This window comes from Aeromonas veronii, from assembly GCF_040215105.1.
GTDB lineage: Bacteria > Pseudomonadota > Gammaproteobacteria > Enterobacterales > Aeromonadaceae > Aeromonas > Aeromonas veronii_G.
In genome coordinates this window covers 1,807,123-1,831,338 of sequence record NZ_CP157875.1, presented here as the reverse complement: position 1 = coordinate 1,831,338, position 24,216 = coordinate 1,807,123, and the positions used below count along the sequence as shown (strand labels likewise).

Sequence of the window (24,216 nt, the reverse complement as noted above, 5' to 3'; positions counted from 1 at the left end):
ACAGAAACGGGATCCCGGTGCCGGACTGGCGATCGACCCGCTTTGCCCCTAAGATGGCGCCATCACCCGTTGTCGTCCCGTTGATGGAAACCTTTCATGCTCAAGCATCTGTTATTGCTCCCCTTTGCCCTGCTGCTCGCGGCCTGCTCCTCCCTGACCCAATACAGCGTCAGCGAGAGCGAGATAAACCAGTACCTCAAGGAGAGAGTCGCCTTCCAGAAAGAGATCGGCATCCCGGGGATCATGTCGAGCCGGATCAGCCTGGACGATCTCACCAGCCGCATCGGCCGTACCCGCAGCGACAGGGTTGAACTGGATGCCGCCGGGGATCTGCAAGTCGCCAGCCCTCTCGGCAGCCAGCAGATGAAGGTGCGCCTCTCCCTGAGTGCCCGGCCGGATTATGTGGCGGATCAGGGCGCCATCTATCTGCGGGATCTGGAGCTTATTTCGGTCAAGACAGAGCCGGCCGATGTGGGCGCCGCCCTCACCCCGCTGCTGCCCACGTTCAACCAGTCCCTCTCCCTGTTCCTCTCCCAGACTCCCGTCTATCGACTCGATGGCAACCGCCAGAACGAGGCCCGGATCAAGGACAAGGTCGAAGCCCTCAAGGTGGAGCCGGGACGCCTGGTGATCCCCTTCAAATTGATGTAATACTCATCGCCGCATCTGCCTTCTCCCCTTCCTCCAAGGTGCGGCTTTTTTCTTCTCAAGCCCCTCCCTTTGGCCCATAATGCACACCATTCTCATTTAGATTTTGAGAATCGTCATAATAAAATCAAACATATGGGTGAAAAGGACATGAGAAAAACCGTACTGGTGCAGGCGATTGCCTGCGCATTGATCGGCACCGCCGCACAGGCCGCCGTCAAGGTCGAGGACAAGACCTTCCACACCGCCGCCAGCATGCTGGCTTACACCGAATTCGAGCTCTCCGGCGAGCCCCTTGCCGAGGCGCTGGGCCTGGATCTGGACGTGCTGGATGCCAACCGCGCCGACGAACCCACCCCCTTCGACTTTGCCTCCGGCATCGAATCCTATGAGTATTCCGAAGAGGCCATGTACGCCCTGAACTATCAGTCCGGCATGGGTCCTCACCTAGTCAACGGGCCGCAAAACCTGGCCCGCGGCGGCACCCTGGCAGACCTTGGCAAGCGCGTGCTGGCCATGGCCGAGGCCGTCGGCTTCCCCGCCGACGAAGTGCCGCAAGGCATGTATCCTCTCTCCCTGCCCTACGCCTCCGCCAACCCAGAATTTGCCCAGGCGGTCAACACCACCCCGGTCAACGGCGATCAGGTCACCATCAAGACCGCCAAGGGCGTCGAGAAAGCGGTCAAGACCCAGGTTCCCGCCTATTTCCGTGACTACGCCACCCTGCGCTGGAGCGGCTCCGACAACCTGCTGAACCCGGCGGCCGTGGGCGGCATTCTGCTCAAGGAAGTAATGTGGTCCCAGGACTTCCTCGGCGGCATGCACGTGGCCGAGAGCGATGAAGAAGTGGAAGCGGCCTCATCCACCATGGATCAGGATGGCAAGCACAAGCTCGGCGTCTCCGCGGCCGACGGCTTCAACGGCATGATGCTGACCGAGCAGTCCATCGACAAGCTGAGCATCCTGCAGAGTCAGCTTGGCTTTGACGGCAAGCAGCTCGGCGCCAAGATAAGCCCCCAGTACGATCCGGCCAAGGGCGTGGTCTACTTCCCCCATCAGGTGAAAGTGACCGAGACCACCAAGAACGAGGTGGGTGCCATCGGCAAACTGGATGTGGTGGATGGTTCCGCTCAACTGCGGGATGCCTGGATGCTGCTCTGGCCCCTGTCCGAGTTCTATGCCTTCAGCGATCAGCGCAGCGCCAACACCAACCAGAACCCAGCCTTCCACGCCGTGTTTGACGGTGCCCCCTTCGCCGCAGCACCGGCCGCCAACAAGAGTAGCGACGCCGCCAAGCTGGTCGCCGGTGACGATGCCTTCTCCCTGGCCCTGAACCTCTCCGGTATGGTGTTCAAGAACCTCAATGCCCTGCACTTCGATGCCAAGGCCGGTACCCTGGTGGACAGCTGGCAGGCCGGCAAACAGGGCAAGCACGTCACGACCTTCGACGCCGCCTACAGCCTGGTCGCCCTGCAGATCTTCCAGCGCGCCCAGGATGCGCTGCCGGTCGGCTACGCCGCCGGTGACAACGGCGAGTTGAACCTCAAGACCGCCCAGGGCCAGCAGGCTCTCGCGATCGTCCGCCAGCAGGCCGACTTCCTGCTCGCCCAGCTCAAGGGCAAGAACGGTCTGCTGCACGACGGTCTTACTCTTGGTGGCAAGGCTGATGCGGGTCAGTCCATCGAGACCCAGTTCGCCGCCATCCGTGGCCTGACCGCAGCCTTCCTGGCTACCTCGGACGCCAAGTACCGTACTGCTGCGCGCGATCTCTTCATCGCTACCGACAAGGCCTTCTTCAACGTCAAGGCCGGCACCTGGCTCGCGGACAAGCAGGGTGAATACACCCCCTGGACCCAGGCCGCCATCTCCGGCGCCCTGCGCTCCGCCATGCTGAACCTGCGCAACGAAGGCGCCGAGAAGGCACCCGAGCTGGAGCTGGCCCATCTCACGCAACGTTATGTGAGCTGGTTCCGCGGCACCGTCAACGGCGGCATGCAGATGGCCGAGTGGATCGGTGATTCCGGTGAAAACGTCATCGACGGCGCCAGCCATGACACCGACGAAGATGGCGTTCCGCAAGTGACCGCCGCCGGTGGCAAGCACGGCACCGCCATGGTGATGGCCGGCAAGGCCGTCGTGAGCGAATAACGCATCAGCAAACGGGTCAGCCGCTGACCCATGAAAAAGGGAGCCCTCGCGGCTCCCTTTTGTTTTGCTTCGTTTTGCTGATCGGGCCTCGATTACCCCAGCTTGGCCAGCATCTCCTTGGTCACCAGTACGATGCCCTGCTCCGAGCGGTAGAAGCGGCGATTATCCTCATCCGCGTTCTCCCCCACCACCAGGCCATCCGGCAGCTTGCAGCCCTTGTCCACCACCACCCGACGCAGACGACAACCGGCGCCTATCTCGACCCCGGGGAAGATGATGGCCTGATCCAGGGTACAGAAGGAGTGCACCCGCACATTGGTGAAGAGCACCGAGTTCAGTACGAAGGAGCCACTGACGATGGAGCCGCCGGCGAACATGGAGTTGATGGTCATGCCGTGCTGGCCGTTTCTGTCCTGCACGAACTTGGCGGGAGGGGCCATGTTCTGACTGGTCCAGATGGGCCAGTTCTCGTCATAGATGTCGAGCTCGGGCACCACGGAGGCGAGATCCATGTTCGCCTCCCAGAACGAATCCAGGGTTCCCACATCGCGCCAGTAGGGTTTCACCCCCTCCTTGGCCCCCACGCAGGACATGCTGAAGGGGTGGGCGAATGCCTTGCCCTCCCCCACGATACGCGGGATCACGTCCATGCCAAAGTCATGCTTGGACTCCTGGTTGTGGATGTCCTCCTCCAGCAGCTGATAGAGATACTCCGCCTCGAAGATGTAAATCCCCATGGAGGCGAGGGAGAGGTCATCGCGCCCCGGCATGGCGGGCGGGTTGGCCGGTTTCTCCACGAAGGCGCGGATCTTGCGCTGCTCGTCGATGTCCATCACCCCGAAGGCGGAGGCTTCACAGCGCGGTACCTCGATGCAGGCCACGGTCACCTTGGCGCCGAGGCGCACATGATCGAGCAGCATGGCGGCATAGTCCATCTTGTAGATGTGATCCCCCGCCAGCACGACGATGTACTTGGGGCCGTAGTCACGGATGATGTCGACGTTCTGATAGATGGCATCGGCGGTACCGCGATACCAGTGCACCTCGTCCACCCGTTGCTGGGCGGGCAGAAGATCGATGAACTCGTTCATCTGGTAGCGCAGGAAGGACCAGCCCGATTGCAGGTGGCGCAACAGGCTGTGGGACTTGTACTGGGTGACCACACCCACCCGGCGAATACCGGAGTTGATGCAGTTGGAGAGCACGAAATCGATGATGCGGAACTTGCCACCAAAGTGGACCGCCGGCTTGGCGCGGTTGTCGGTCAGCTGCTTCAGGCGACTCCCTCGCCCCCCCGCGAGCACCAAGGCCATACTCTGATTCAATAACTGCCGTGCTTTGGCTGTGTTGACGGGTTCTAGTTGCATAAATACCTCGGCCTGGTTGCTGCTGTTTTCATCCCATATTCACCTTTTTTAGCCGTTATGAAAGTGTTTTCAATCACATTTAATGGGATTGCAACCCCCATTCCATGGGGGCTGACAAGCCCATCAGTACTATGCTCACCACATGGTTAGAATTGATCCACGACGACTTCATCAAGGACCCGCCGATGTCAAACAAGTCTGGGAGGACGCTGCTGCTGGTCGGCGCCATGGCCACCCTGCCGCTGCTGATGCTGCAAGGGGTCTTGCTGGCGCCCCCCATCCCGCCGCTCACCCTGCTGCTGGTCATGCTGTGTACTGTGGTTGGCTTCTTCCTGCTGCTCTATCTCACCCATCGCCTGCACAAGGTAGAGCTGGAGCGATGGGAGCAGCGCTGGCTGCAGGCACTGCAACTGCGGGACCCCACCAGACTGGATAGCCCCCATGCCAGGCTGGCCCTGCAACAGCTGCTCGCCAGCTTCAACAACGCCGAGGAAGAGGCCCGCCGCCAGATCACCGAACTCTATTCCCTGGCCACCCGGGATGAGATGACTCAGCTTGGCAACCGTCACGCCTTCCGCCGGGATCTGACCGAATGGTTGCAACAAGAGGAGTCCCAGACCTCGATCCTGGTGCTGATCCGCGCCACCGAGCTGGGCCGGCTCAATGCCCAATATGGCTTCCAGTCCGGGGATGCCTACATCAAGGACATCGCCACCCTCATCCATCTGGTGATCAACCGCTTTCAGGGGCAGCGTGTCTATCGCATCTCGGGCTCCGACTTTGCGGTGCTGCTCCCCGCCGACGCCAACATTCCCCCCCATCTGCTGGGTCAGGAGTTCAAGCGGGCCTTCGACCACTACCATAGGGAGCGGGAGCTGGAGAACGTGGCCTATGCGGGGATCACCCTGTTATCCCGCAGCCAGAACATTGAGGCAATCCTCTCCCGCGCCGATCTCGCCCTGGCCCGGGCCCAGACCGAAACCGTCAACGGCTGGGCCATCCAGCAGCATGATCACGCCAGTCTCCACGGCCAGCAACACTGGAGAAGCGTGCTGGATGAACTGCTGTCGCAACCGGATCGCATCATCCTTAACTACCAGCCGATCCAGGCACTCAACCGGGACATGGTGCCCTACCAGCAGGTCTTCGCCCGTTTCAGCAGCCGGGAAGGCATACAGTTTCCCACCGATACCCTGTTTGCCATGGCGCAGCGGCTGGACATGCTGATGCGTCTCGAGCAGATGCTGATCACCCACGTCATCCGCCACTATCGCACCTTCGATCAACAATCCCATCGCTGGGGGATCAACCTCTCCAGCGCTCTGTTGCAAAATAGCGCCTTCCTGATCTGGTTCGATCACCAGTTGCAAAAAGATGGAAACATCAGCGCCAACCTGGTCTTCGCTCTGGACGAAGATCAGCTCAAACACAACCTGGCCGGCGGCAAGCGACTGTTTGAGCTGCTGCGGCGCCAGGGCAGCCGCTCCGCCATTCGCAACTTCGGCAAGGGGATGGACTCCTTCACCCTGCTTCATGAGCTCAGACCGGATTACGTGAAGCTGGATCCCCTGTTGCTCGGTACCCTGGAGCGTGACATCACCAATCAGCAGTTTGTGCAGATGATCGTCGACATGTGCCATCGCATGGACTGCCTGGTGATCGCGGAGGGAGTGGAAGAGGTGGCGCAGAAAGAGCTGCTGCAAGGCATGTACGCTGATGGGTTGCAGGGAGGGCTCATCGCCAGGCCCCAGGAGCTGAGGCCGGATAGCAGTTATCAGGGACTGTTTACTGGGGACGTTTCAACTTCAACAAGGTCAGTATGATGTCGTTGAGCTGGCGGTACCGCTCCAGTTCCTTCTGATCGTAACGGGTCGCCAGCATGGTGGGATTATGGCGATTCTTGAGGTAGCGGTTGATCTGCAGGCGGTTGAAACCGGCCACCTTGTAGACCTGCCCCAGCAGCACGTTGAGTTCCTCGTCATCCAGTCCGGCCTTGGCCAGATAATCCTCCTGGGCCGGGCTCTCCAGCTGGCAGCTCTGCTTGTCTATCTGTCCCGTCTCCTGCAGATAGGCGAGCCACTGTTCCACATAGAGCGGCTTGCAGCCCGCCAGCAGATTGAAATAGCCCACTGCATCGCAGCGGCAGCCCCCCAGCAGTACCAGCGCCAGCTCATCGCTGTCGCAGCAAAAGGTCACAGGCCCGCTCTGGGTCCAGTCCAGCGCCTGCACCCGGATCTCCGCATGTGCTCCCGCCCCCGTGGTCACGTCAAAGACAAACATGGCACCTCCTGACTGGCAAAGGATTGATGATGGCCCATCCCGTCCCCCGATCCAAGCCAATTCGCCCTTTCATGCCGATCCCGCCCCCATTCCCATAAAAAAACCGGCAGCCTCGCGGCTGCCGGTCCTTAATCCATCGAAGGCCTGGGCCTCAATGCAGTACGGTTCAGGCGTCCAGTTCCACCAGCGCTTTGGCAAGCTCGATGGGTTCGAGTTCCTGACCTTCCAGATCCGCGTTCCAGTTCGGACCGACCAGCACATCGTCGTCATCCAGATCGTTGATCCAGATGTCGAGAAACTCTTCCAGTTCGATCACCTCAGGTTCGTAGTCTGCCCACTCATCCACACAGTGCAGACGGGCATCCCCTTCGGCGGACCAGAGCGGCATCACGTCCGCATCTTCGAACTCGGCGGAGCGGCATACTACCCAGTCTTCCCCGTAGCGCAGACCCCATACCTGACCCGACTCACGGACTTCTTCGATAAACAGCTGGAAATTGGCGTCAAGATTGTCAGTTAATTTGCTCATGGGATCTCTCTCTTGCAGGCAATGGCAGGCAGTCGACCAGCGTGGCCGATAATGGGGCTGATGGTGTCCCAAAAGCCCCCCGGACTCAAGTCAAATCCCCAAAAAGCAGGGGATAAAGCCCATCAGGTGCGATATTGCGCGACAAGGGCCCCCAATTCGTCGCAGGAGTGGGCCAATTTGCCCGCCGCCTGCTCCGTCAACCGGTTCTGGGCCAGGGCGTCCGCCGCCAGGGTCGTGATCGCCACCAGCCGCTGGTTTATCTCCTCCGCCGCCTGGCTCTGCTGCGCCGCCGCGCTGGCTATCTGACTATTCATGGCGGTGATGGTGTGCACGGATCCATCGATGGCATTGATGGCCCCATCGGCATCCCCGGCCTTGTCCGCCGTGGTGCGGGAGAGCTGCTGCAACTGGGTAATTCCGTGCACGGCCTTGCCCGCCCCCTCCTGCAGGCGCTGGATCATCTGCCGGATCTCGTCGGTGGAGCTGTGGGTGCGGGTCGCCAGGGTGCGCACTTCATCGGCCACCACCGCGAAGCCGCGCCCCTGCTCTCCGGCCCGGGCCGCCTCGATGGCGGCATTGAGCGCCAAGAGGTTGGTCTGCTCGGCCACCCCGCGGATGACGTCGAGCACCGAGCCAATCTGCTGGGTCTCCTGCTCCAGCTGGCTCACCGCCTGTACCGTATCGGCCATCTCATCGGCCAGCTGGCTGATGGTGGCAATGGTCTGGGCCACAACCTCGCGGCCATGGCGGGCAAGATCCAGGGCGGCATCCGCCGCCTCTGCCGCATCGGCCGCATGTTGGCCCACTTCACGACTGCTCACCGTCATCTGTTCCATGGCGCTGGCCACCCGCAAGGTATCCTGTTCCTGTCCAGTGACGATGGTGCCGGTGCGATCGACCACCTGCTCCAGCTGATGGGCCTGCTCCCGGTTCTGGGCGGCGATCTGCTGGCTGCGTCCCACCAGTTGCGCCATCTGGCCAGCAAACTGGTTGAAATTGGCCGACAGCTGACTCAGTTCATCCCGGCCACGCTCCGGTAGGCGGAATCGCAGGTCTCCCTCCCCTCGCGCGATATTGCCAAGGGCTGATACCGATTGGGAAAGCGGCACCACTATGCTGCGCACGATGAGCCCCACCACTACAAACAACAGGATGGCGAGCACAAGTCCGATGCCGAGCAGGGTTCGCAGCACCTCCTGGTACTGGGCCTCCACGTCGTCCACATAGATGCCTGTGCCGATGATCCAGTCCCAGGGCGCAAATCGCTTGATGTAGGAGATCTTGCGCACCGGCTCCTCCACCCCGGGTTTGGGCCAGTAGTAGGCGAGCTCCCCCGCCCCTTGCGCCTTGGCGAGATCGGCGAAGGCCACGAACAGCTTGAGCCCCTGCTTGTCCTCCACGCCGGAGAGATCCTTGCCGTCCAGCTCCGGCTTCATGGGGTGCATCACCATGGTGGGGTGGCTGTCGTTGATCCAGAAGTAGTCGTCCTGGCCGTAACGCAGCCCCTTGAGCAGCGCCAGCGCCTGGACCTTGGCATCCGCCTCGCCGAGCTCGCCACGCTGCACTCTCGCCTCGAACTGCGCCACCAAGCTGTAGGCCGTCTCGACCTGGGCCCGGGTCTGGCGGCTCTTCTCCCCCATCAATCCCTGCTGGTAGATCTGCAGACAGGAAAAGAGCAAGAGTCCGAGCAGGACCAGCACCATCAGGGTCACCAGCGACAGGCGTCGACCGATACTCCATTGTCTCAACATAAGCCCACCTCATACCGCTACATATTGTTAACAAGGTATGATGCGGCAGCGCTGACTGTCCACGACGACCGCAATGCCGCTGTCAAAAACATGATCCAGCCCCAAAATGCACGAAGGCGCCCGCAGGCGCCTTCGTCTTTTAGTCTAAACAGTCCCGCAGGATCAACGCTCCCAGTACACCTCTTCCAGACTGTCTTCCTTCTCGGGCAGGCCACGGGATAGACGCGGGCTGCTCTGGGCCAGCACTTCGTAGCTCACCCGATTCGCGTACTTGCACACCTGGGCCAGGGAGGAGTAGGTGAGGAATTCGGACATGTGCTTGGCGGAGTTCGGCACGTTCATGCGGTGGTAGGCGTTGGCCACCATGTCGTGCAGCACGGCAGACAGCGCGCCGTCACCGGCACCGTTGGTGTTCTTGATCTTCTCGGGCCCGCCCATGTAGGGGGAGATGTGGGAGTAGATCCGTGCGGGCTTGCGGCACTTGGCACGGCTCATGGGGCGGCTGAACTCAAACATGTTGAATTCGGGAATGACCCCGGGCAGCAGGGTGTGGGTGGTCTCGCGCTTGTAATCTTCGTCGGTGTAGCTCGCCATGTAGAGGCCGATGGGACCGGCGGTGCAGAGCACCATGTCGGCCCAGTCCAGCGCCTTGTCGGCAGCGCCGAGGGGATCGCTGATCCCGGTCAGGGCCTCGGCCTCGTCCTCATTCATCGCCAGCACGGTCACGTTTTCGGCGATGAAGTCGCGCCACCACTGGGGGTTCTCATCGATGACGAAACGAGTCCCCAGGGTCAACACCACGGGCACACCGGCCTCGCGGGCATAACGCACGGCGGTCATGGCCGCGTCCTTCATGGGGGTGCCATCGGCGCCACGGACCAGATAGGCGGTGATCACCAGGGCGGAGGCCTCCTTGATGATGGCCTCGGGGATGTGCGCCACATCCAGGTGATCCATCTTGCCGGCGTTGATGCCAAAGCTGCGCTCGCCCCCTTCGGTGATGAAGGTGAAGCAGCGGCCGACCGGGCCGTCCACCGGTTGCAGGTAGTCAAGGTTGACGCGCGAGGAGGTGTTGCACAGATAGCGGTAGGCGTAGCTGCCGATGCGGATATCCTGGCTCATGACCCCGAGCAGTATGGAGTGGGAATCCGCCAGCACGGAGTAGTTGTGCATGGTGTTGCCGATGGTGCCGCCGGCGAATTCGCTCACCACCATGTTGTTGGTCTTGAGCTCTTCGTAGACCCGTTCGGCCACGTCGTCGGAGATGAGCATGGAGTGGCCCTTGCTCAGGCCGTACCGGTTCAGGAAGTCTTCATCCACGTGAGCTTCGATGTCCACCAGGGTCTGATCGATGCCCACCACATAGGCCTTGCCCAATTCGGTGAGCTGGGGATTTTGCGGGATCAGAGGATCCCGCCTGTCGACCGGGAAGTAGTGTTTGGACTTGCGCTGACCGGGAAATTTCATGGCAATCTTCTGTGCTCTGGGGAAAAGAGGGGCGGGATTTTAACACAATCCGCCCCATCGAAAAGTCGCCCGCTTAAAATATGGGGTCAGTATAGACAAGGGCTGCAGAGGAAAACGTTTGACTCTGGCGGCATAAAAAAACCACCTTGATGACGGGTGGTTTTTAACAAATCAGCGTGTTGGGTTCTCAACCAAATGACAAACCCTGCACCAGGGAAAGCACCGAGAAGAGCCCGAGGGAGAGCCAGAAGAACAGGGTGCCAAACAGGCGCGGTTTGTTCGGCGCCTTGGGGATCTGGATACCGATGGCGTGCAGCACGCGCCCCACCAGCAACAACATGCCCCCCAGATGCAGCCAGAGGGCACCGACCCCTGCCAGCTCGCACAGGGCCATCAGCAGCAGGGTGAGGGGCACGTACTCGGCGAAGTTGCCGTGGGCACGGATGGCCGCGCGCATCTCGGGGGCTTCGCCCTCCCCTATCATCACCTTGAACTGGGCTCGGCGCTTGACCACCCAGAAGGAGAGCAGCAAGAACAGGAGCCCCAGAAGACCGGCGTAGATCAGCGTGATATGCAGCATAAAGACAATCCTTGTGGTTGAAGATGAATCCCCAGACTCATGCCAGCTCGCGGCAGATCAGCGACACCATCATGCGAATGTGGGCCTGATCGCTGTTGAGCGCCGGGATGTAGTGGAACTGTTCTCCCCCCGCCTCGGTGAAGAGGTGGCGGTTCTCGACCTGGATCTCCTCCAGGGTCTCGAGGCAGTCGGCGGAAAACGCCGGGCAGATCACATCGAGTCGCTTGACCCCCGCTTTGGCCAGCTCGGTGATGGTGGCATCCGTGTAGGGCTTGAGCCACTCCTGCTTGCCAAAGCGGGACTGGAAGCTGGCGCTCCACTGCTCGGGGGCAAGGCCGAGCGCCTCTGCCAGCAGGCTGGCGGTGCGGCGACACTGGTGGCCATAGGGGTCACCCTCGTCTTCGCTGCGCTGGGGAATGCCATGGAAGGACATCAACAGATGCTCCCCCTGCCCCTGCTGCTCCCACTGGCGGCGCACACTCATGGCGAGCGCCTGAATGTACTCCGGATGGTTGTGATAATCACGGATGAGTCGCATCACCGGCAGGTGACGTTCCCCTTGCATCACCCGCGCCCAGCCATCGAACACGGCGGCCGTGGTGCTGGCGGCATACTGGGGGTAGAGCGGCAACAGGATCACCCGGTTCACTCCCTGGGCCTTGAGGGCCTGCCAGCCATCGGCAAGGGAGGGGTTGCCATAGGTCATGGCGAGCACCACGGGCACATCCACCCCTTCCCGCTTGAGCTCCTGCTCGAGCGCCGAGCGCTGGCGCTGGCTGATGGCCATCAGGGGGGAGCCCTCTTCGGTCCAGATCTGCTGGTAGAGCTTGGCGACCCGGGGAGCCCGCAGGGGCAGAATGACGCAATTGAGCAGGGGTGACCACAACAAGCGGGGGATCTCGACCACCCGCGGGTCGCTGAGAAACTGGCTGAGGAAGGCCCGCACGGCCGAGGCCGTCGGCGCGGTTGGGGTTCCCAGATTGACGAGCAAGATCCCGGTTTTCGTGGTCACGTTAGCTTCCTGTCGTGTTTGTCGTTCTTGTTATGATGCAAGAAAGGGCCCTGCATGGACCCTTGTCTCGAACTCGTTGGGGATCGAAGGAAAAATCAGCCCAGGATCGCCGCCAACTGCTGGCTGACCTGATCCACCGGCTGGGTGCCGTCGATCTTGACGTAACGGGTGTTGCCCGCTTCGGCTTCTTGACCGTAGAAACCGATGAGCGGCGCAGTCTGCTGATGGTACACATCCAGACGCTTGCGCACTGTGGTCTCTTCGTCGTCGGCACGGATCACCAGATCCTCGCCGGTCACGTCATCCTTGCCTTCAACCTTCGGCGGGTTGAACACCACGTGGTAGGTACGGCCGGAGCCGGAGTGAACACGGCGGCCGCTCATGCGCTTGACGATCTCTTCGTCCGGCACGTCGAACTCCAGCACGAAGTCCACCACCACACCGGCATCCTTCATGGCTTGCGCCTGGGGGATGGTGCGCGGGAAGCCGTCCAGCAGGAAGCCGTTGGCGCAATCCGCTTGCGCGATACGTTCTTTGACCAGGCCGATGATGATGTCGTCGGAGACGAGCTGACCTGCGTCCATCACGGCCTTGGCCTTGAGGCCCAGCTCGGTGCCCGCCTTGATCGCCGCACGCAGCATGTCGCCGGTGGAGATCTGCGGAATACCGTGTTTTTCCATGATGAACTGAGCCTGAGTGCCTTTACCTGCACCCGGTGCTCCCAACAGAACAATGCGCATACACGCTCCTAATTGATTGGTTATTCAATTCTTGAGAAGGCAAAAAACTACACGGTTTCGCCCATTTTCACAAGCTTGCCCCGTGTGAGTGGCCACATTATCACCATGTGTTTGTGCTGGCACTACGACGAAAGACGCAAGGGCTGCACACAGAAAATGATTGAAAATGCAGCTAAATAGTGGTCTGGCCAGTCATGGCAACACCAGCAAGCCAGCGTAAAAAAGCCCACTGCATGCAGTGGGCTCTTGGCTATCACGCCTGGAGTAGCAGGCGGTTGATGCGGGCGACGAAGCTCGCCGGATCGTTGAGGCCACCCTGCTCGGCCAGCTGGGCCTGTTCGTGCAGCAGGCTCACCCACTCACCGAACAGACTCTCGTCCTCGATGGTATCGAGCTTCTTCACCAGCGCGTGCTCCGGGTTGAGCTCCAGGATGTACTTCTGCTCCGGCACCGGCTGGCCGGCTGCGCGCATCAGCTTGATCATCTGGGTGCTCATGCCGTTGTCGTCGGTGACGATGCAAGAGGGGGAATCGGTCAGGCGATGGGTGACGCGCACCTCCTTGATGCTCTCTCCCAGGCTCTGCTTGACCCGCTCCACCAGACCGGCGTTGGCCTTCTCGGCCTCTTCTTGCGCCTGTTTGGAAGCCTCGTCTTCCAGCTCGCCCAGATCCAGCTCGCCACGGGTGACGGAAACCAGCTGCTTGCCGTCGAACTCGGTGAGGTGGCTCATCAGCCACTCGTCGACGCGCTCCCACATCAGCAGCACTTCGACGCCCTTCTTGCGGAAGATCTCGAGGTGCGGGCTGTTCTTGGCGGCGGCGAAGCTGTCGGCAGTGATGTAGTAGATCTTCTGCTGACCTTCCTTCATGCGGCCGACGTACTCTTCCAGGGAGACGGTCTGGGCTTCCCCTTCACCGGCGGTGCTGGCAAAGCGCAGGAGTTTGGCGATCTCTTCGCGGTTCGCGTAATCCTCGGCCGGGCCTTCTTTCAAGACGTTGCCGAACTCGCTCCAGAACTTGGCGTACTTCTCGCCATCCTCTTTCGCCAGCTTGTTCAGCATGGTCAAGACGCGCTTGGAGCAGGCCTTGCGCAGGGAGGCGGTGACCTTGTTGTCCTGCAAAATTTCACGGCTGACGTTGAGCGGCAGATCGTTGGAGTCCAGCACCCCTTTCACGAAGCGCAGGTAGGTCGGCATGAACTGCTCGGCGTCATCCATGATGAAGACGCGCTGCACGTAGAGCTTGAGACCGTGCTTCTGCTCGCGGTTGTAGAGATCAAAGGGCGCACGGGCCGGGATGTAGAGCAGGCTGGTGTACTCCTGTGCCCCTTCCACCCGGTTGTGGCCCCAGAGCAGCGGATCCTCAAAGTCGTGGGCGACGTGCTTGTAGAACTCCTGGTACTCCTCTTCCTTGATGTCTTTCGGATTACGGGTCCAGAGTGCGGTGGCGCGGTTGACCTGCTCCCACTCGCCCGGGGTGCCGACGATGGTTTCACCGTCTTCCTCCCGATCCGGCGTCCCTTCCTTGTACATCTCAACCGGCACGCTGATGTGGTCGGAGTATTTGCTGACCACGGAGCGCAGGCGCCAGTCGTCCAGGAACTCCTCTTCCTCGGCACGCAGGTGCAGGATGACGTCGGTACCGCGCGTTTCCTTGGTCACATCCGCCACGGTGAAGGAGCCTTCCCCTTCGGATTCCCACTGCACGCCCTGGCTGGCGTCAGTGCCAGCGGCGCGGGAGATGACGGTCACCTTGTCGGCGACGATGAAGGCGGAGTAGAAGCCCACCCCGAACTGACCGATCAGCTGGGAGTCTTTACCCTGATCACCGGAGAGGTGCTTGAAGAACTCGGCGGTGCCGGACTTGGCGATGGTGCCCAGGTGTTCGATCACCTGGTCACGGGTCATGCCGATGCCGTTGTCCGAGATGGTCAAGGTTTTGTTCTCTTTGTCCACCACTAGGCGCACGCGCAGCTGGCCGTCGTTTTCGAACAAAGAGGCATCGGAAAGCGCCTTGAAGCGCAGCTTGTCCGCCGCATCGGAGGCGTTGGAGATCAGCTCGCGCAGGAATACTTCTTTGTTGGAGTAGAGGCTGTGAGCCATCAGGCTCAGCAGTTGTTTGACTTCGGTTTGAAAGCCGTGGGTTTCGGCGTGAACACTTTGGGTCATCGACCAATCCTCAAAAACGTCGGGTTGAACAGATTCCCAAGCTAGATGGGGGTGGCCTTGAAAATATCAAGGGGCGAGTGTGCAAACTTGCCCACTCGCCCCTCATGCCGGGCGCGGCTGCCCATTTCTTGTACCGTCGCGGCTAGAGGCGCTGGCGCCCCATCAGGGAGTGGGACAGCGTGGTGCCATCCACCAGCTCCAGCTCGCCTCCCACCGGCACCCCGTGGGCGATGCGACTCACCGCCACCCCGGCGGCGCGGGCCATGTCGGCGATATACCAGGCGGTGGCATCCCCCTCGATGGTCGGGTTGGTGGCGAGGATCAACTCCTCAATGGATTCATCCTTCAGGCGGCGCTCCAGGATCTCCAGCCCCAGCTCCTCGGGGCCTATGCCGTCAAGGGGTGACAGGTGCCCCATCAGCACGAAGTAGCGACCGGAGAACTGGCCGGTGTGCTCGATGGCGGCCACGTCCGCCGGGCTCTCCACCACGCACAAAAGACCGCTCTCCTCGCGCTTGGGGTTGGTGCAGATCTCGCAGCGCTCGTTCTCGGTGAAGGTACGGCAGTGGCTGCAGTGACCGATTTCGGTCAGGGCGCGGTTGAGCAGGGAGGCCAGACGCAGGCCGCCGCTGCGCTCGCGCTCGAGCAGGGTGAACGCCATGCGCTGGGCCGACTTGGGGCCAACGCCCGGCAGCACCTGCAGCGCCTTCATCATCTCATCGAGCAGGGGGCTGAATTTCATGGGGATATCCTTTGATGCCGTGCCGAAGGGAGGAGCCTGGGGGCTTGCTTGATGCAGCGCCACTCCGCCATCCGAACCTAATCTTGTTGGCGCAGGACTATACCCGAGCCCGCCCCCTGCGCCAATGCCCGCGCCACAAGGGAGCGCCAATCAAGGGGCGTTATTCCAGCAGGATCCGCTGGCGGCCACAGTAGATCTCGGCCCGCCCGGGACGGCAGAAGCCTGCGAGGGTGAGGCCGGTCTGCTCGGCCTGTCTCACCGCGAGCTCGGTGGCGGCCGAGATGGCGAGCAGGATCTCGACCCCGGCGCTGGCACACTTTTGTACCATCTCGAAGCTGGCACGGCTGGTCACCAGGATGGCCCCATCGCGGCGACCATGGCGGCACAGGTATCCCACCAGCTTGTCCAGCGCGATGTGGCGGCCCACGTCTTCACGGATGGCGAGGATGTTGCCGGCCAGGTCCAGGTGCACGGCGGCGTGGGTGGCCCCCGTGCTCTGCCCAAGTTGCTGCAAGGGACGCAGGGCCGTCAGCACCTTGTCTATCTGATCGACGGCGAGGCGCTGGCTGTCTGGCAGCGGGGGGAGCGTGCGCACCACCTGATCCAGGCTCTCGCTGCCACAGATGCCGCAACCGGTACGCCCCGCCAGGGTACGTTTCTTCTCTTTCAGGCGGTGAACGCAGCGATTGGCCAGGGTGATGTGCAGTTCGATGCCCTGGCAGCCATCGACCTGCTCCATGTCGTGAATGTCGTGCAGGCCGTCGATGATCCCCTCCGTCAAGGAGAAGCCGATGGCGAAATCCTCCAGATCCGAGGCACTGCACATCATCACGCTGTGGGCGATGCCGTTGTAGACCAGCGCCACCGGGGTCTCGGCAGGCAGCAGCATGGCGCTGTCAGTGGTAACGCCATCACGGTGGTAGTGCACCACCTCGCGCTGACGGCTCAAGGGGTGCATATCATTGTTCTGCTCTGGCAACATCCGCTCTGCCTTCAATCGAGGATCTGGGGGGCTTTCGCCGAGATACCGAGCCGTTTCATCTTCGACAGCAGGGTGGTGCGTTTCATGCCGAGGCGCTGGGCGGCGCCCCGCTCCCCGGCGACGATGCCGTTGCACTCCTTCAGCGTCCGGATGATCTGTTCACGCTCGTCCTCGCCCTCCCCCTCCGAAGGAGGTGCGGTGCGCACCGGTGCATCGAAGAGCCCGCCGGCCGGTTGGTCATAGACCAGGGTCTCTATCTTGTGAAAGCCCTTGAGGGGCAACAGCTCGTCCGGAGAGAGGTTCAGCACGTGGCCACGGGTCATCACCACGGCCCGCTCGATGATGTTCTCGAGCTCGCGGATATTGCCGTACCAGGGGAGCGACACCAGCATCTTCATGGCATCGGCCGGGATGGACGTGATGGTGCGGCGCATCCGCTTGGCAATCTTCTTGATGAAGAAGTTGACCAGCAGCGGGATGTCCTCGCGACGCTCGCGCAGGGGCGGCAGCTCGATGGGGAAGACGTTGAGGCGGTAGTAGAGATCGCTTCTAAAGCGCTTGGTCTTGACCATGGAGAGCAGATCGCAGTTGGTGGCCGCCACCAGCCGCACATCGATGGGAATGGGGGTGCTGTTGCCCACCCGCTCCAGTTCATGCTCCTGCAAGACCCGCAAGAGCTTGGGCTGCAAGTCGAGCGGCATGTCCCCCACTTCATCCAGGAACAGGGTGCCCTTGTGGGCCCGCTCGAAGCGGCCGATGCGCTGACTGAGGGCGCCGGTGAAGGCCCCCTTCTCGTGGCCGAACAAATCGCTCTCGATAAGACCGGTGGGGATGGCGGCACAGTTCACCTTCACCATCTCCTGCTCATGGCGCAGGCTCTGCTGATGGATGGCCCGGGCGATCAGCTCCTTGCCGGTGCCCGTTTCCCCCAGAATGAGCACGGAGCAGTCGCTCTGGGCCACCAGTTTCACCTTCTCCAGCACATTCGCCATGACGGCGCTCTGGTAGATGATGTTGGCAAAATCCCCCTCCGGGGTATCGGCCACCCGCAAGGTCTTCTCCCGGGCACCGTTGGTGTTGGAGATCTCCTGCTGCGCCTGCACGTTGTTCATGGCAATCGCCGTGCGGGCCGCCACCTGCTCCAGCAGGGAGATGTCGAGATCGGCGAAAAAATCCGCCGCCGGGTGGGAGAGGATCAAGACCCCCAGCAGGTTGCCCCGATAGCGCAGGGGCAGGATGCAGGAGCTGTGCGCATCGGGGGGCAGGATCTGGGAGCTGAAGCGGCAACCCGAATCGCAGCCGTGGCCCTGCTCACGATACACAAAGAAAGGCTCGCTGTGACCGAGCGCCCCCTGCAGGCAGTGTTTCTCGAAACAGGAGTGATTGATGATGCCAGGCTTATCGCTCTCGCGCTGATTCACCAGATAGCTCTTGAAACTGTCGGAGGTGGCGTTGTACTCCGCCAGACACAGGCTGCCGATGGCAAAATGATGCTGCAAGATGGTGAACAGGCTGCGGGGCAGCTCGGCGATGCGCACCAGCTGGAGCACCGCATTGGTGATGTCCACCAGGATCTTGCAACTGTCGCGTTCAAGGCGCAGGGAGTGGGCCTGCTCCAAGGTGCGCTCCTTGTCCTGCACGCTTTCCAGCGCAATGGCGACGATGGCGGCAAGCTGGGTCAGCTTGGCCAGGGCCTCCATGGGGAAGGCGTCTTCCTCGGCACTGATGAACTCAATGCCCCCCAGATGACTGCGAGCCGTGGTGATGGGCAGCTGGCAATAGGATTGCAGGCCGTCATAGACGGGGGTGCTGGCAAGCCCGGCGCAGTGATTCACGAAGCTTGCCGCCGACAGGACGATGGCCTGCTTTCGGGAAAAGTGCAGATCCCCCTTCTGGCAGAGCAACTGCTGCGGCCCCGCCTCCCCCATGTAGCAGAAGAGCACCTCCTCCCCGCCGAGGTTCAGAATGAGGTTGACCCGGTTCACGTCGCCAAAGCAGCTGTCGATGTGGCTGAGCTTGATGATGAAGTCGTCCAGGGTGACGGCGGAGAGCAGGGTCTTGGAGAGGGAGAGGAAACCGTCATCCCAGATGGGGGAGATCTCGGTCAGCGGAATGGCATTCATGTTCAGCATGTAGGCCTCGCATACGCAGGGTATGGGAAAAGAGCGGGCACATTGCAGTGAGCAACGACGAGGGGCGATGTATTAGCCATATCCGTCAGATGTTATAATTAAGACTTAATGATTTAACACTTAATTATAAAAACAAACATCCATTGAAATAGCATCGGGCTGGTTGAACGCATAATAACGGAGCATCCGCACCATGACAACGGCGCCACGCTTTCACATTATTAGCCAGCCATCAGATTGATCGCCCGATAATATATTCAACCGGTTCGCTCCTATTTGATGGCGATCAACTCATCCTCAGGAGAGGTGCACCTGATAGCGATTGAACTTGAGCCCACCGAAAATGAACAGGGCGGACAACAGCTGGAAGGCAACCAGGATCAGGGTGATGTTGTCGGCCAGCTCCGCCGATACCGCCTGATGGGTCAGATAGAGCATCAACGCCGAGAACCCCATCAGCAGGCTGTTGACCAGGGTGGTGGAGAGAAAGGCGATGAGCCAGGCCACCTGCACGCTGAGGGCCGCCAGCACCATGCTCATGGCCAGGCGTGCGGCGATGAAACAGCCAAAAAAGCCAAACCCCAGCAGGAATATCATTTCGTCTTGCCATAAATAGCAGGCCACCCCGAATGACATCACCAGGAAATAAGCCGATACGTAGCAGATACCGAACGATACATTTAATTCATTTTTCATGAATGCCCCCTGTTCACTGAAAAAAGGGTGAAGGGATCCGGGCTCTGTAAACAGAGCCTGGATCCTCTTTAATTAGCGAGACTTACCCTTTGGCGGCGCTGCGCAATTTCGCCTTGAGCGCGCTGTATTCGGTCTGGACATAATTCTCCGCCTCAGACTGATTATCAATTCGCTCAATTTTCACCGCGCAGTACTTGTATTCCGGGGTGTAGGAGACCGGGTCCACGTGCTCGATGGTGAGCTCGTTGCAGGCCCCTATCCACCACTGGTAGGTCATGTAGACCACCCCGGCGTTGACCCGCTCGTTGTAGTTCGCCCGGGTGATCACCTTACCGCGCCGGGACGAGATCCAGACCAGCGCCTGATCTTTCACCCCCAGTTTTTGTGCATCGCTCGGGTGGATCTGCACATAGCCGGGCTCATCGGCGAGCGTCTGCAGCGCCGAGCAGTTGCCGGTCATGGAGCGGCAGGAGTAGTGACCCACCTCTCGCACGGTGGAGAGCACCAGCGGATAGTTTTCATCGGGCTGCTCCAGAGGGGGGCGCCACTCGGAGGCAATCAGCTGACCCTTGCCGCTCGGGGTGGTGAACACATTGCCCTCGAACAGGGTGCTGGTGCCCGGGTGATCCTCGGTCGGACAAGGCCACTGCACGCTCTTGAGATCCGCCATCTTGTCATAGCTGACCCCGGCGTAGAGCGGACAGAGCGAGCGCATCTCGTCCCAGATCTGGCGGGTGTCCCGATATTCCATGGGATAACCCATGGCGGTCGCCATCAGGGAGAAGATCGCCCAGTCCGGCTTCACGTTGTCGGGCGGTGTCACCGCCTTGTAGAAGCGCTGGAAGCCGCGATCCGCCGAGCTGTAGACCCCTTCATGCTCGCCCCAACTGGTGGCGGGCAAGATGACATCCGCCATCTCGGCGGTCTGGGTCATGAAGATGTCCTGCACGATGACCAGTTCCATCCCCCCGAGGGTACGGCGGAACTGGGCCAGATCGGCTTCCGTCTGGGCCGGATCTTCCCCGAAGATGTAGAAGGCCTTGCACTTGCCCTCCTCCACTTTGTGACCCAGCTCCGTCAGACGGTAGCCCGGTTTCTGGGACAGGGATTCCACCCCCCAGGCCTTGGCGAACTTGGCACTGATGGCGGGATCGGCCACGGACTGATAGCCCGGGAACTGGTGGGGCAGCATCCCCATGTCGCAGGTCCCCTGCACGTTGTTCTGACCGCGCACCGGACCGCAGCCGGTACCGCGCCGACCGAAATTGCCGGTCAGCAGCGCCAGCCCCGCGAGACCCTTGACTACGTCCACCGCCTGACCGTACTGGGTCACACCCATGCCCCACAGGATCATGGAGGCAGGGGACGCCGCATAGGTGCGGATGGCGGCACGGATATCCGCGGCCTTGAGGCCGGTGATCCCTTCCACGTATTCCGGGGTGTACTTGGCCACCAGCGCCTTGTAGGTCTCAAAGCCCTCGGTGTAGTTGGCAACGAACTCCTTGTCGTAGAGGTTCTCGGCGATCAGCACGTTGCCAAAGGCATTGACCAGGGCCATGTTGGAGCCGTTTTTGAGCGGCAGCCATTGATCGGCGATGCGGGCGGTTTCCACCATGCGCGGATCGCAGACGATCACTTTCGCCCCGTTGGCTTTTGCCTTCAGGATATGGCGCGCGACGATGGGATGAGAGTCAGCAGCATTGTAACCAAACACCAGCAGGCATTGGGTCTCTTGAATTTCGGGAATGGCGTTGCTCATGGCGCCATTGCCTACCGTTGTCTCCAGACCGGAGACTGAGGGGGCGTGTCACACCCTCGCGCAGTGGTCGACGTTGTTCGTCCCGATGACAGCACGCGCAAATTTTTGCATGACATAGTTGGCTTCGTTGCCAGGACCGCGGGCGGAGCCGGTGGTCATGATGGCGTCCGGGCCATATTTTGCCTTGATGGCCGACAGGCGGCTGCTGGCAAACTCGATGGCCTCGTCCCAGGAGACGGACTCCAGCTTGCCACCGCGCTCGCGGCGGATCATCGGGCTCTTGAGGCGCGGGGTCAGCAGGTTGGTGTCGTTGAGAAAATCCCAACCGTAGTAACCCTTGAGGCAGAGCTGCCCCTCGTTGGTACGGCCGTGGGCGCCTTCGGCCCCCACCACCTTGTCGTTGTCAACCAGCAGGTTGATCTTGCAACCGGTGCCGCAATAAGGGCAGACGGTAATGACTTTTTTCATGACTCACACTCTTGTTTGTTAACGAAAGATGGTCGAACGAATGGGCACATGACCAATTGGCAGCACGGAAGGATTGCGAAACACTGGGTTTCCAGCGAAATTCACTGCCACGGCGGCCATCGCGTCTCAGCGTCCCAGCCCTGCCAGCATGGCCTCGGCACTGGCCAGCTGTTTCTGACGATTCAGGTTATCGAGGCTCTGCGGGGTCACCAGACGCAGCGCCTGGGTGGGGCACACCTCGACGCAGGCCGGGCCCGCCTCCCGGTGGTTGCAGAGATCGCACTTGAGGGCACGGGCCTTGGTCTGCGGCCGCTTGAACAACGCATCGGCGGCCGGGGCCACCTCCTGCACCACCACCGTCATGGCGCCGTAGGGGCAGGCCACCGCACAGGATTTGCAGCCGATGCAGCGCGCCTGATAGACCTTGACATAACCATCCTCGGTGACGATGGCGTTGTTCGGGCAGGCCTTGGCGCAGGGCTTGTCCTCGCACTGGCGGCAGAGCACCGGGGTGGTCACCTTGCTGCCGACGATGACTTTCAGGCGGGGTTGAAAATAGCTGTCCCTGGAGACCAGGTGCCCATCCTCGATGGCCAGGTGCAGGCCGCTCTCCCGCTCCAGGGTGCCACTGCAGGACCCAGACTGGTGTGACACGGCGCAGGCCACCTCACAGGTACGACACCCAATGCAGAGACCGGGATCGGCAATCACGAAGCTGTTCATAAAAGAGGGATCCTAAATGGTTCGATACCGCCGGCCGGATCCCCCAGGACCCGGCCGGTCATCCCACTAGGCATTAATCAGACCAAGTCAGGCCAATCCCGCGATAAAATCCACAACCAACTGAAAATAAAGGATTAACACCATCATGCCTGGCCCCTTGCCCAGCCCCATGATGCTGACGAGCGGGAAACAAGACTGTGATCGACACGACAAAAGTGACGAGCTCGACACCCAGAGCTTCCCCTCTCCATCGGATGGGCCGACCGCTCGCCGACACAGGGACGAGGCATTGATGGCATGGCGACAAGAGGGATAAAAACAGCCTGGGCAGGCACTGGAGGGGGCGAGACGCTGACCACAGTGTTTAGTTTTACTATCCACTGACTCAGAGTCGTAAAGAAAAACAGAACAAAAAAAACAGCCTGGATGGACCCTGCGATTGAGCAGAAACAACGGCTAGGCAAGCCACGCTTCTATATGTTTGGAACGTCGCTTTTGGCTCGGCTTATCCATCAAGGGCTCAGTCTCGCATCGCTGTGATGATTAAGGTTTTATTCACCGAAGGCAGGCTTGCTAAAGCAGGCTATACGGGGTCTAGCCTGCTTGAGATGAGGATGGTTACTGCTTGACTGCGAGCAGTACGGCGGAGGCTTTCACCAGCGCCAATACCCGAGCGCCGGCAACGAGTGTCATCTCTTCGCTGGCGTCGTTGGTGATGACCGAGGTCAGCTCAAAGCCGGCGTCCGTCTTCACCTGCACGGTGCTGTTGACCGCCCCCGGTTGCACCGCGCTGACGGTGCCCGGATATTGGTTGCGGGCGGAGAAGCGCAGCCCGCACTCTTCCGAGGCCAGCATGACCCAGGGGGCTTTGATCAAGGCGATCACCTCTTTGCCGACATTGAGCCCCAGCGCCTTCTGGCTGCTCGCCGTCACCACAGCCACCAGACTGGCGCCCCCCGCAAGGCTGATTTCCACTTCATCGTTCACCGCCCCTGAGTTCACCGCAGAGACTTTTCCTTGTAACTGATTTCGGGCTGATACGGCCATACAACACTCCTGTTTTGCTGGATTGGGGCACTCATCATGGTCGTCTCTGACGGCATATTCAACCGGCACTGCCGAGCGCCGCCATCACCACGGTGCAGCCCGGCCGTCTGTTTTTATCCCCTGTCGAGCGCCTCGTCACAAGTGACGAACGTCACACTTCGACACGGGCCCATGCTTCTCACCCTGCTGTGACAGCCAATAAAATCGCGATAAAAAACATAACCTTACTTTCATTTTACGCTGCAACCCCAAGCTGGCCCGCATTTTGCCAACCACCCCCTACTTTCTCCGTTCGCGACACGACAAGGTAGGCTATGAACCGCTTCGTTATCGCTGATCCCAAACTTTGTATCGGTTGTGGCACCTGTATGGCCGCCTGTTCCACCGTCCACAAGGCCAAGGGTTTGCAACAGGCCCCCCGATTAACCGTCATGCGACACGAGCAGGCCACCATGCCGGTTCAGTGTCGTCACTGTGACGATGCCCCCTGCATCAAGGTCTGTCCGGTCGAGGCCATCGCCCAGACCGGCGATGCGGTGCAACTCAATGAGTCGCTCTGCATCGGTTGCAACCTCTGCGCCGTGGCCTGCCCGTTCGGCGCCATCCAGAGCGGCGGCAGCCGTCCGCTCGCCATGGCCAACAGCTATGACACCTATATTCCCTGCTCGGTACGCTCCAGCAACCCGGCCACCTCGGCGGGGCTGAGCTGCTTTGGAGAAGACTTGCTGAGCTGGGAGCCCGGCGTGCGATCCATTGCGGTCAAATGCGATCTCTGTGCGTTTCGCGAGGATGGTCCGGCCTGCATCGAAGCCTGCCCCTCCCAGGCCCTGAGCCTGGTCAACGACAGCGTCAGTGCCAAACAGGCCCAGACTCGTCGCCTGCAGGCGGTAGCGGCTCACCCCGAGCTGGCCTCTTCCTTTGCCACCGCGGCCCTGGCCGCCGACACCCGACAGGGAGAACGCTGATGTTGCCTTCATG

At 61.0% G+C, this 24,216-nt stretch carries 20 protein-coding genes; 4 read left to right on the top strand and 16 right to left on the bottom strand.

What is annotated here, in order from left to right:
- The first annotated feature begins 96 nt into the window (after positions 1-96).
- Together ABNP46_RS08490 and ABNP46_RS08485 are read left to right on the top strand one after the other, a co-directional pair.
- The gene (locus ABNP46_RS08490) at positions 97-651 is read left to right on the top strand and encodes a lipoprotein (protein ID WP_349921960.1); all 555 of its coding nucleotides are present in this window, start codon (positions 97-99) and stop codon (positions 649-651) included.
- A gap of 147 nt (positions 652-798) precedes the next feature.
- The gene (locus ABNP46_RS08485; protein WP_349921959.1) at positions 799-2,796 is read left to right on the top strand and encodes a hypothetical protein; all 1,998 of its coding nucleotides are present in this window, start codon (positions 799-801) and stop codon (positions 2,794-2,796) included.
- Positions 2,797-2,888: 92 nt separating this feature from the next.
- Here ABNP46_RS08485 and glgC read toward each other — a convergent pair whose 3' ends face one another.
- Positions 2,889-4,163, bottom strand: coding sequence for a glucose-1-phosphate adenylyltransferase (glgC, locus tag ABNP46_RS08480; RefSeq protein ID WP_349921958.1), 1,275 nt, complete (start codon positions 4,161-4,163; stop codon positions 2,889-2,891).
- Positions 4,164-4,348: 185 nt separating this feature from the next.
- Between glgC and ABNP46_RS08475 the strand changes: the two genes are divergently transcribed.
- A complete protein-coding gene (locus tag ABNP46_RS08475) occupies positions 4,349-5,986 on the top strand; it encodes an EAL domain-containing protein (protein WP_349921957.1) in 1,638 nt (545 codons plus the stop codon).
- On the opposite strand, the gene ABNP46_RS08470 is transcribed toward ABNP46_RS08475, so the two are convergent.
- The 15 genes from ABNP46_RS08470 to ABNP46_RS08400 form a co-directional block, all read right to left on the bottom strand.
- A complete protein-coding gene (locus tag ABNP46_RS08470) occupies positions 5,949-6,443 on the bottom strand; it encodes a hypothetical protein (protein ID WP_349921955.1) in 495 nt (164 codons plus the stop codon). The genes ABNP46_RS08475 and ABNP46_RS08470 overlap by 38 nt on opposite strands.
- 166 nt (positions 6,444-6,609) lie before the next feature.
- Positions 6,610-6,972, bottom strand: a complete 363-nt coding sequence (locus tag ABNP46_RS08465; protein ID WP_100861710.1) for a DUF2750 domain-containing protein — start codon at positions 6,970-6,972, stop codon at positions 6,610-6,612.
- A gap of 122 nt (positions 6,973-7,094) precedes the next feature.
- Positions 7,095-8,723 (bottom strand): methyl-accepting chemotaxis protein, encoded by a 1,629-nt coding sequence (locus tag ABNP46_RS08460; protein ID WP_349921954.1) that lies wholly within the window; start codon positions 8,721-8,723, stop codon positions 7,095-7,097.
- Between the two features lie 162 nt (positions 8,724-8,885).
- Positions 8,886-10,190 (bottom strand): inosine/guanosine kinase, encoded by a 1,305-nt coding sequence (locus tag ABNP46_RS08455; RefSeq protein WP_349921953.1) that lies wholly within the window; start codon positions 10,188-10,190, stop codon positions 8,886-8,888.
- A 187-nt stretch (positions 10,191-10,377) separates the two neighbouring features.
- The gene (locus tag ABNP46_RS08450; RefSeq protein WP_349921952.1) at positions 10,378-10,770 is read right to left on the bottom strand and encodes an MAPEG family protein; all 393 of its coding nucleotides are present in this window, start codon (positions 10,768-10,770) and stop codon (positions 10,378-10,380) included.
- A gap of 37 nt (positions 10,771-10,807) precedes the next feature.
- Positions 10,808-11,782: a ferrochelatase gene (hemH, locus tag ABNP46_RS08445; protein WP_349921951.1), complete on the bottom strand. Its 975-nt coding sequence runs from the start codon at positions 11,780-11,782 to the stop codon at positions 10,808-10,810.
- 95 nt (positions 11,783-11,877) lie between these two features.
- On the bottom strand, positions 11,878-12,522 hold the full coding sequence (adk, locus tag ABNP46_RS08440; RefSeq protein ID WP_349921949.1) for an adenylate kinase: 645 nt from the start codon (positions 12,520-12,522) through the stop codon (positions 11,878-11,880).
- A 253-nt stretch (positions 12,523-12,775) separates the two neighbouring features.
- Positions 12,776-14,689, bottom strand: coding sequence for a molecular chaperone HtpG (gene htpG / locus ABNP46_RS08435; protein ID WP_349921948.1), 1,914 nt, complete (start codon positions 14,687-14,689; stop codon positions 12,776-12,778).
- 142 nt (positions 14,690-14,831) lie between these two features.
- Positions 14,832-15,431 (bottom strand): recombination mediator RecR, encoded by a 600-nt coding sequence (gene recR / locus ABNP46_RS08430; RefSeq protein ID WP_349921947.1) that lies wholly within the window; start codon positions 15,429-15,431, stop codon positions 14,832-14,834.
- Between the two features lie 160 nt (positions 15,432-15,591).
- Positions 15,592-16,389: a formate dehydrogenase accessory sulfurtransferase FdhD gene (fdhD, locus tag ABNP46_RS08425; RefSeq protein ID WP_349921946.1), complete on the bottom strand. Its 798-nt coding sequence runs from the start codon at positions 16,387-16,389 to the stop codon at positions 15,592-15,594.
- Between the two features lie 35 nt (positions 16,390-16,424).
- Positions 16,425-18,545 (bottom strand): sigma 54-interacting transcriptional regulator, encoded by a 2,121-nt coding sequence (locus ABNP46_RS08420; RefSeq protein ID WP_349921945.1) that lies wholly within the window; start codon positions 18,543-18,545, stop codon positions 16,425-16,427.
- Positions 18,546-18,842: 297 nt separating this feature from the next.
- Positions 18,843-19,241, bottom strand: coding sequence for a hypothetical protein (locus ABNP46_RS08415; protein ID WP_349921944.1), 399 nt, complete (start codon positions 19,239-19,241; stop codon positions 18,843-18,845).
- An 82-nt stretch (positions 19,242-19,323) separates the two neighbouring features.
- Positions 19,324-21,468: a formate dehydrogenase subunit alpha gene (gene fdhF / locus ABNP46_RS08410; protein WP_349921943.1), complete on the bottom strand. Its 2,145-nt coding sequence runs from the start codon at positions 21,466-21,468 to the stop codon at positions 19,324-19,326.
- 126 nt (positions 21,469-21,594) lie between these two features.
- Positions 21,595-22,191: a 4Fe-4S dicluster domain-containing protein gene (locus tag ABNP46_RS08405; protein ID WP_349921942.1), complete on the bottom strand. Its 597-nt coding sequence runs from the start codon at positions 22,189-22,191 to the stop codon at positions 21,595-21,597.
- A gap of 618 nt (positions 22,192-22,809) precedes the next feature.
- Positions 22,810-23,238: a TOBE domain-containing protein gene (locus ABNP46_RS08400; protein WP_349921941.1), complete on the bottom strand. Its 429-nt coding sequence runs from the start codon at positions 23,236-23,238 to the stop codon at positions 22,810-22,812.
- 314 nt (positions 23,239-23,552) lie between these two features.
- Here ABNP46_RS08400 and ABNP46_RS08395 point away from each other — a divergent pair, with 314 nt between their 5' ends.
- Positions 23,553-24,203, top strand: coding sequence for a 4Fe-4S dicluster domain-containing protein (locus ABNP46_RS08395; protein ID WP_349921940.1), 651 nt, complete (start codon positions 23,553-23,555; stop codon positions 24,201-24,203).
- Positions 24,204-24,216 lie beyond the last annotated feature (13 nt).

Excerpts from the sequence above, each read along its gene's own strand:
- ABNP46_RS08490 (WP_349921960.1), top strand. The coding sequence starts at position 97 with ATGCTCAAGCATCTGTTATTGCTCCCCTTTGCCCTGCTGCTCGCGGCC.
- ABNP46_RS08485 (WP_349921959.1), top strand. The coding sequence starts at position 799 with ATGAGAAAAACCGTACTGGTGCAGGCGATTGCCTGCGCATTGATCGGC.
- glgC (WP_349921958.1), bottom strand. The coding sequence starts at position 4,163 with ATGCAACTAGAACCCGTCAACACAGCCAAAGCACGGCAGTTATTGAAT.
- ABNP46_RS08475 (WP_349921957.1), top strand. The coding sequence starts at position 4,349 with ATGTCAAACAAGTCTGGGAGGACGCTGCTGCTGGTCGGCGCCATGGCC.
- ABNP46_RS08470 (WP_349921955.1), bottom strand. The coding sequence starts at position 6,443 with ATGTTTGTCTTTGACGTGACCACGGGGGCGGGAGCACATGCGGAGATC.
- ABNP46_RS08465 (WP_100861710.1), bottom strand. The coding sequence starts at position 6,972 with ATGAGCAAATTAACTGACAATCTTGACGCCAATTTCCAGCTGTTTATC.
- ABNP46_RS08460 (WP_349921954.1), bottom strand. The coding sequence starts at position 8,723 with ATGTTGAGACAATGGAGTATCGGTCGACGCCTGTCGCTGGTGACCCTG.
- ABNP46_RS08455 (WP_349921953.1), bottom strand. The coding sequence starts at position 10,190 with ATGAAATTTCCCGGTCAGCGCAAGTCCAAACACTACTTCCCGGTCGAC.
- ABNP46_RS08450 (WP_349921952.1), bottom strand. The coding sequence starts at position 10,770 with ATGCTGCATATCACGCTGATCTACGCCGGTCTTCTGGGGCTCCTGTTC.
- adk (WP_349921949.1), bottom strand. The coding sequence starts at position 12,522 with ATGCGCATTGTTCTGTTGGGAGCACCGGGTGCAGGTAAAGGCACTCAG.
- htpG (WP_349921948.1), bottom strand. The coding sequence starts at position 14,689 with ATGACCCAAAGTGTTCACGCCGAAACCCACGGCTTTCAAACCGAAGTC.
- recR (WP_349921947.1), bottom strand. The coding sequence starts at position 15,431 with ATGAAATTCAGCCCCCTGCTCGATGAGATGATGAAGGCGCTGCAGGTG.
- fdhD (WP_349921946.1), bottom strand. The coding sequence starts at position 16,389 with ATGCACCCCTTGAGCCGTCAGCGCGAGGTGGTGCACTACCACCGTGAT.
- ABNP46_RS08420 (WP_349921945.1), bottom strand. The coding sequence starts at position 18,545 with ATGCTGAACATGAATGCCATTCCGCTGACCGAGATCTCCCCCATCTGG.
- ABNP46_RS08415 (WP_349921944.1), bottom strand. The coding sequence starts at position 19,241 with ATGAAAAATGAATTAAATGTATCGTTCGGTATCTGCTACGTATCGGCT.
- ABNP46_RS08405 (WP_349921942.1), bottom strand. The coding sequence starts at position 22,191 with ATGAACAGCTTCGTGATTGCCGATCCCGGTCTCTGCATTGGGTGTCGT.
- ABNP46_RS08400 (WP_349921941.1), bottom strand. The coding sequence starts at position 23,238 with ATGGCCGTATCAGCCCGAAATCAGTTACAAGGAAAAGTCTCTGCGGTG.
- ABNP46_RS08395 (WP_349921940.1), top strand. The coding sequence starts at position 23,553 with ATGAACCGCTTCGTTATCGCTGATCCCAAACTTTGTATCGGTTGTGGC.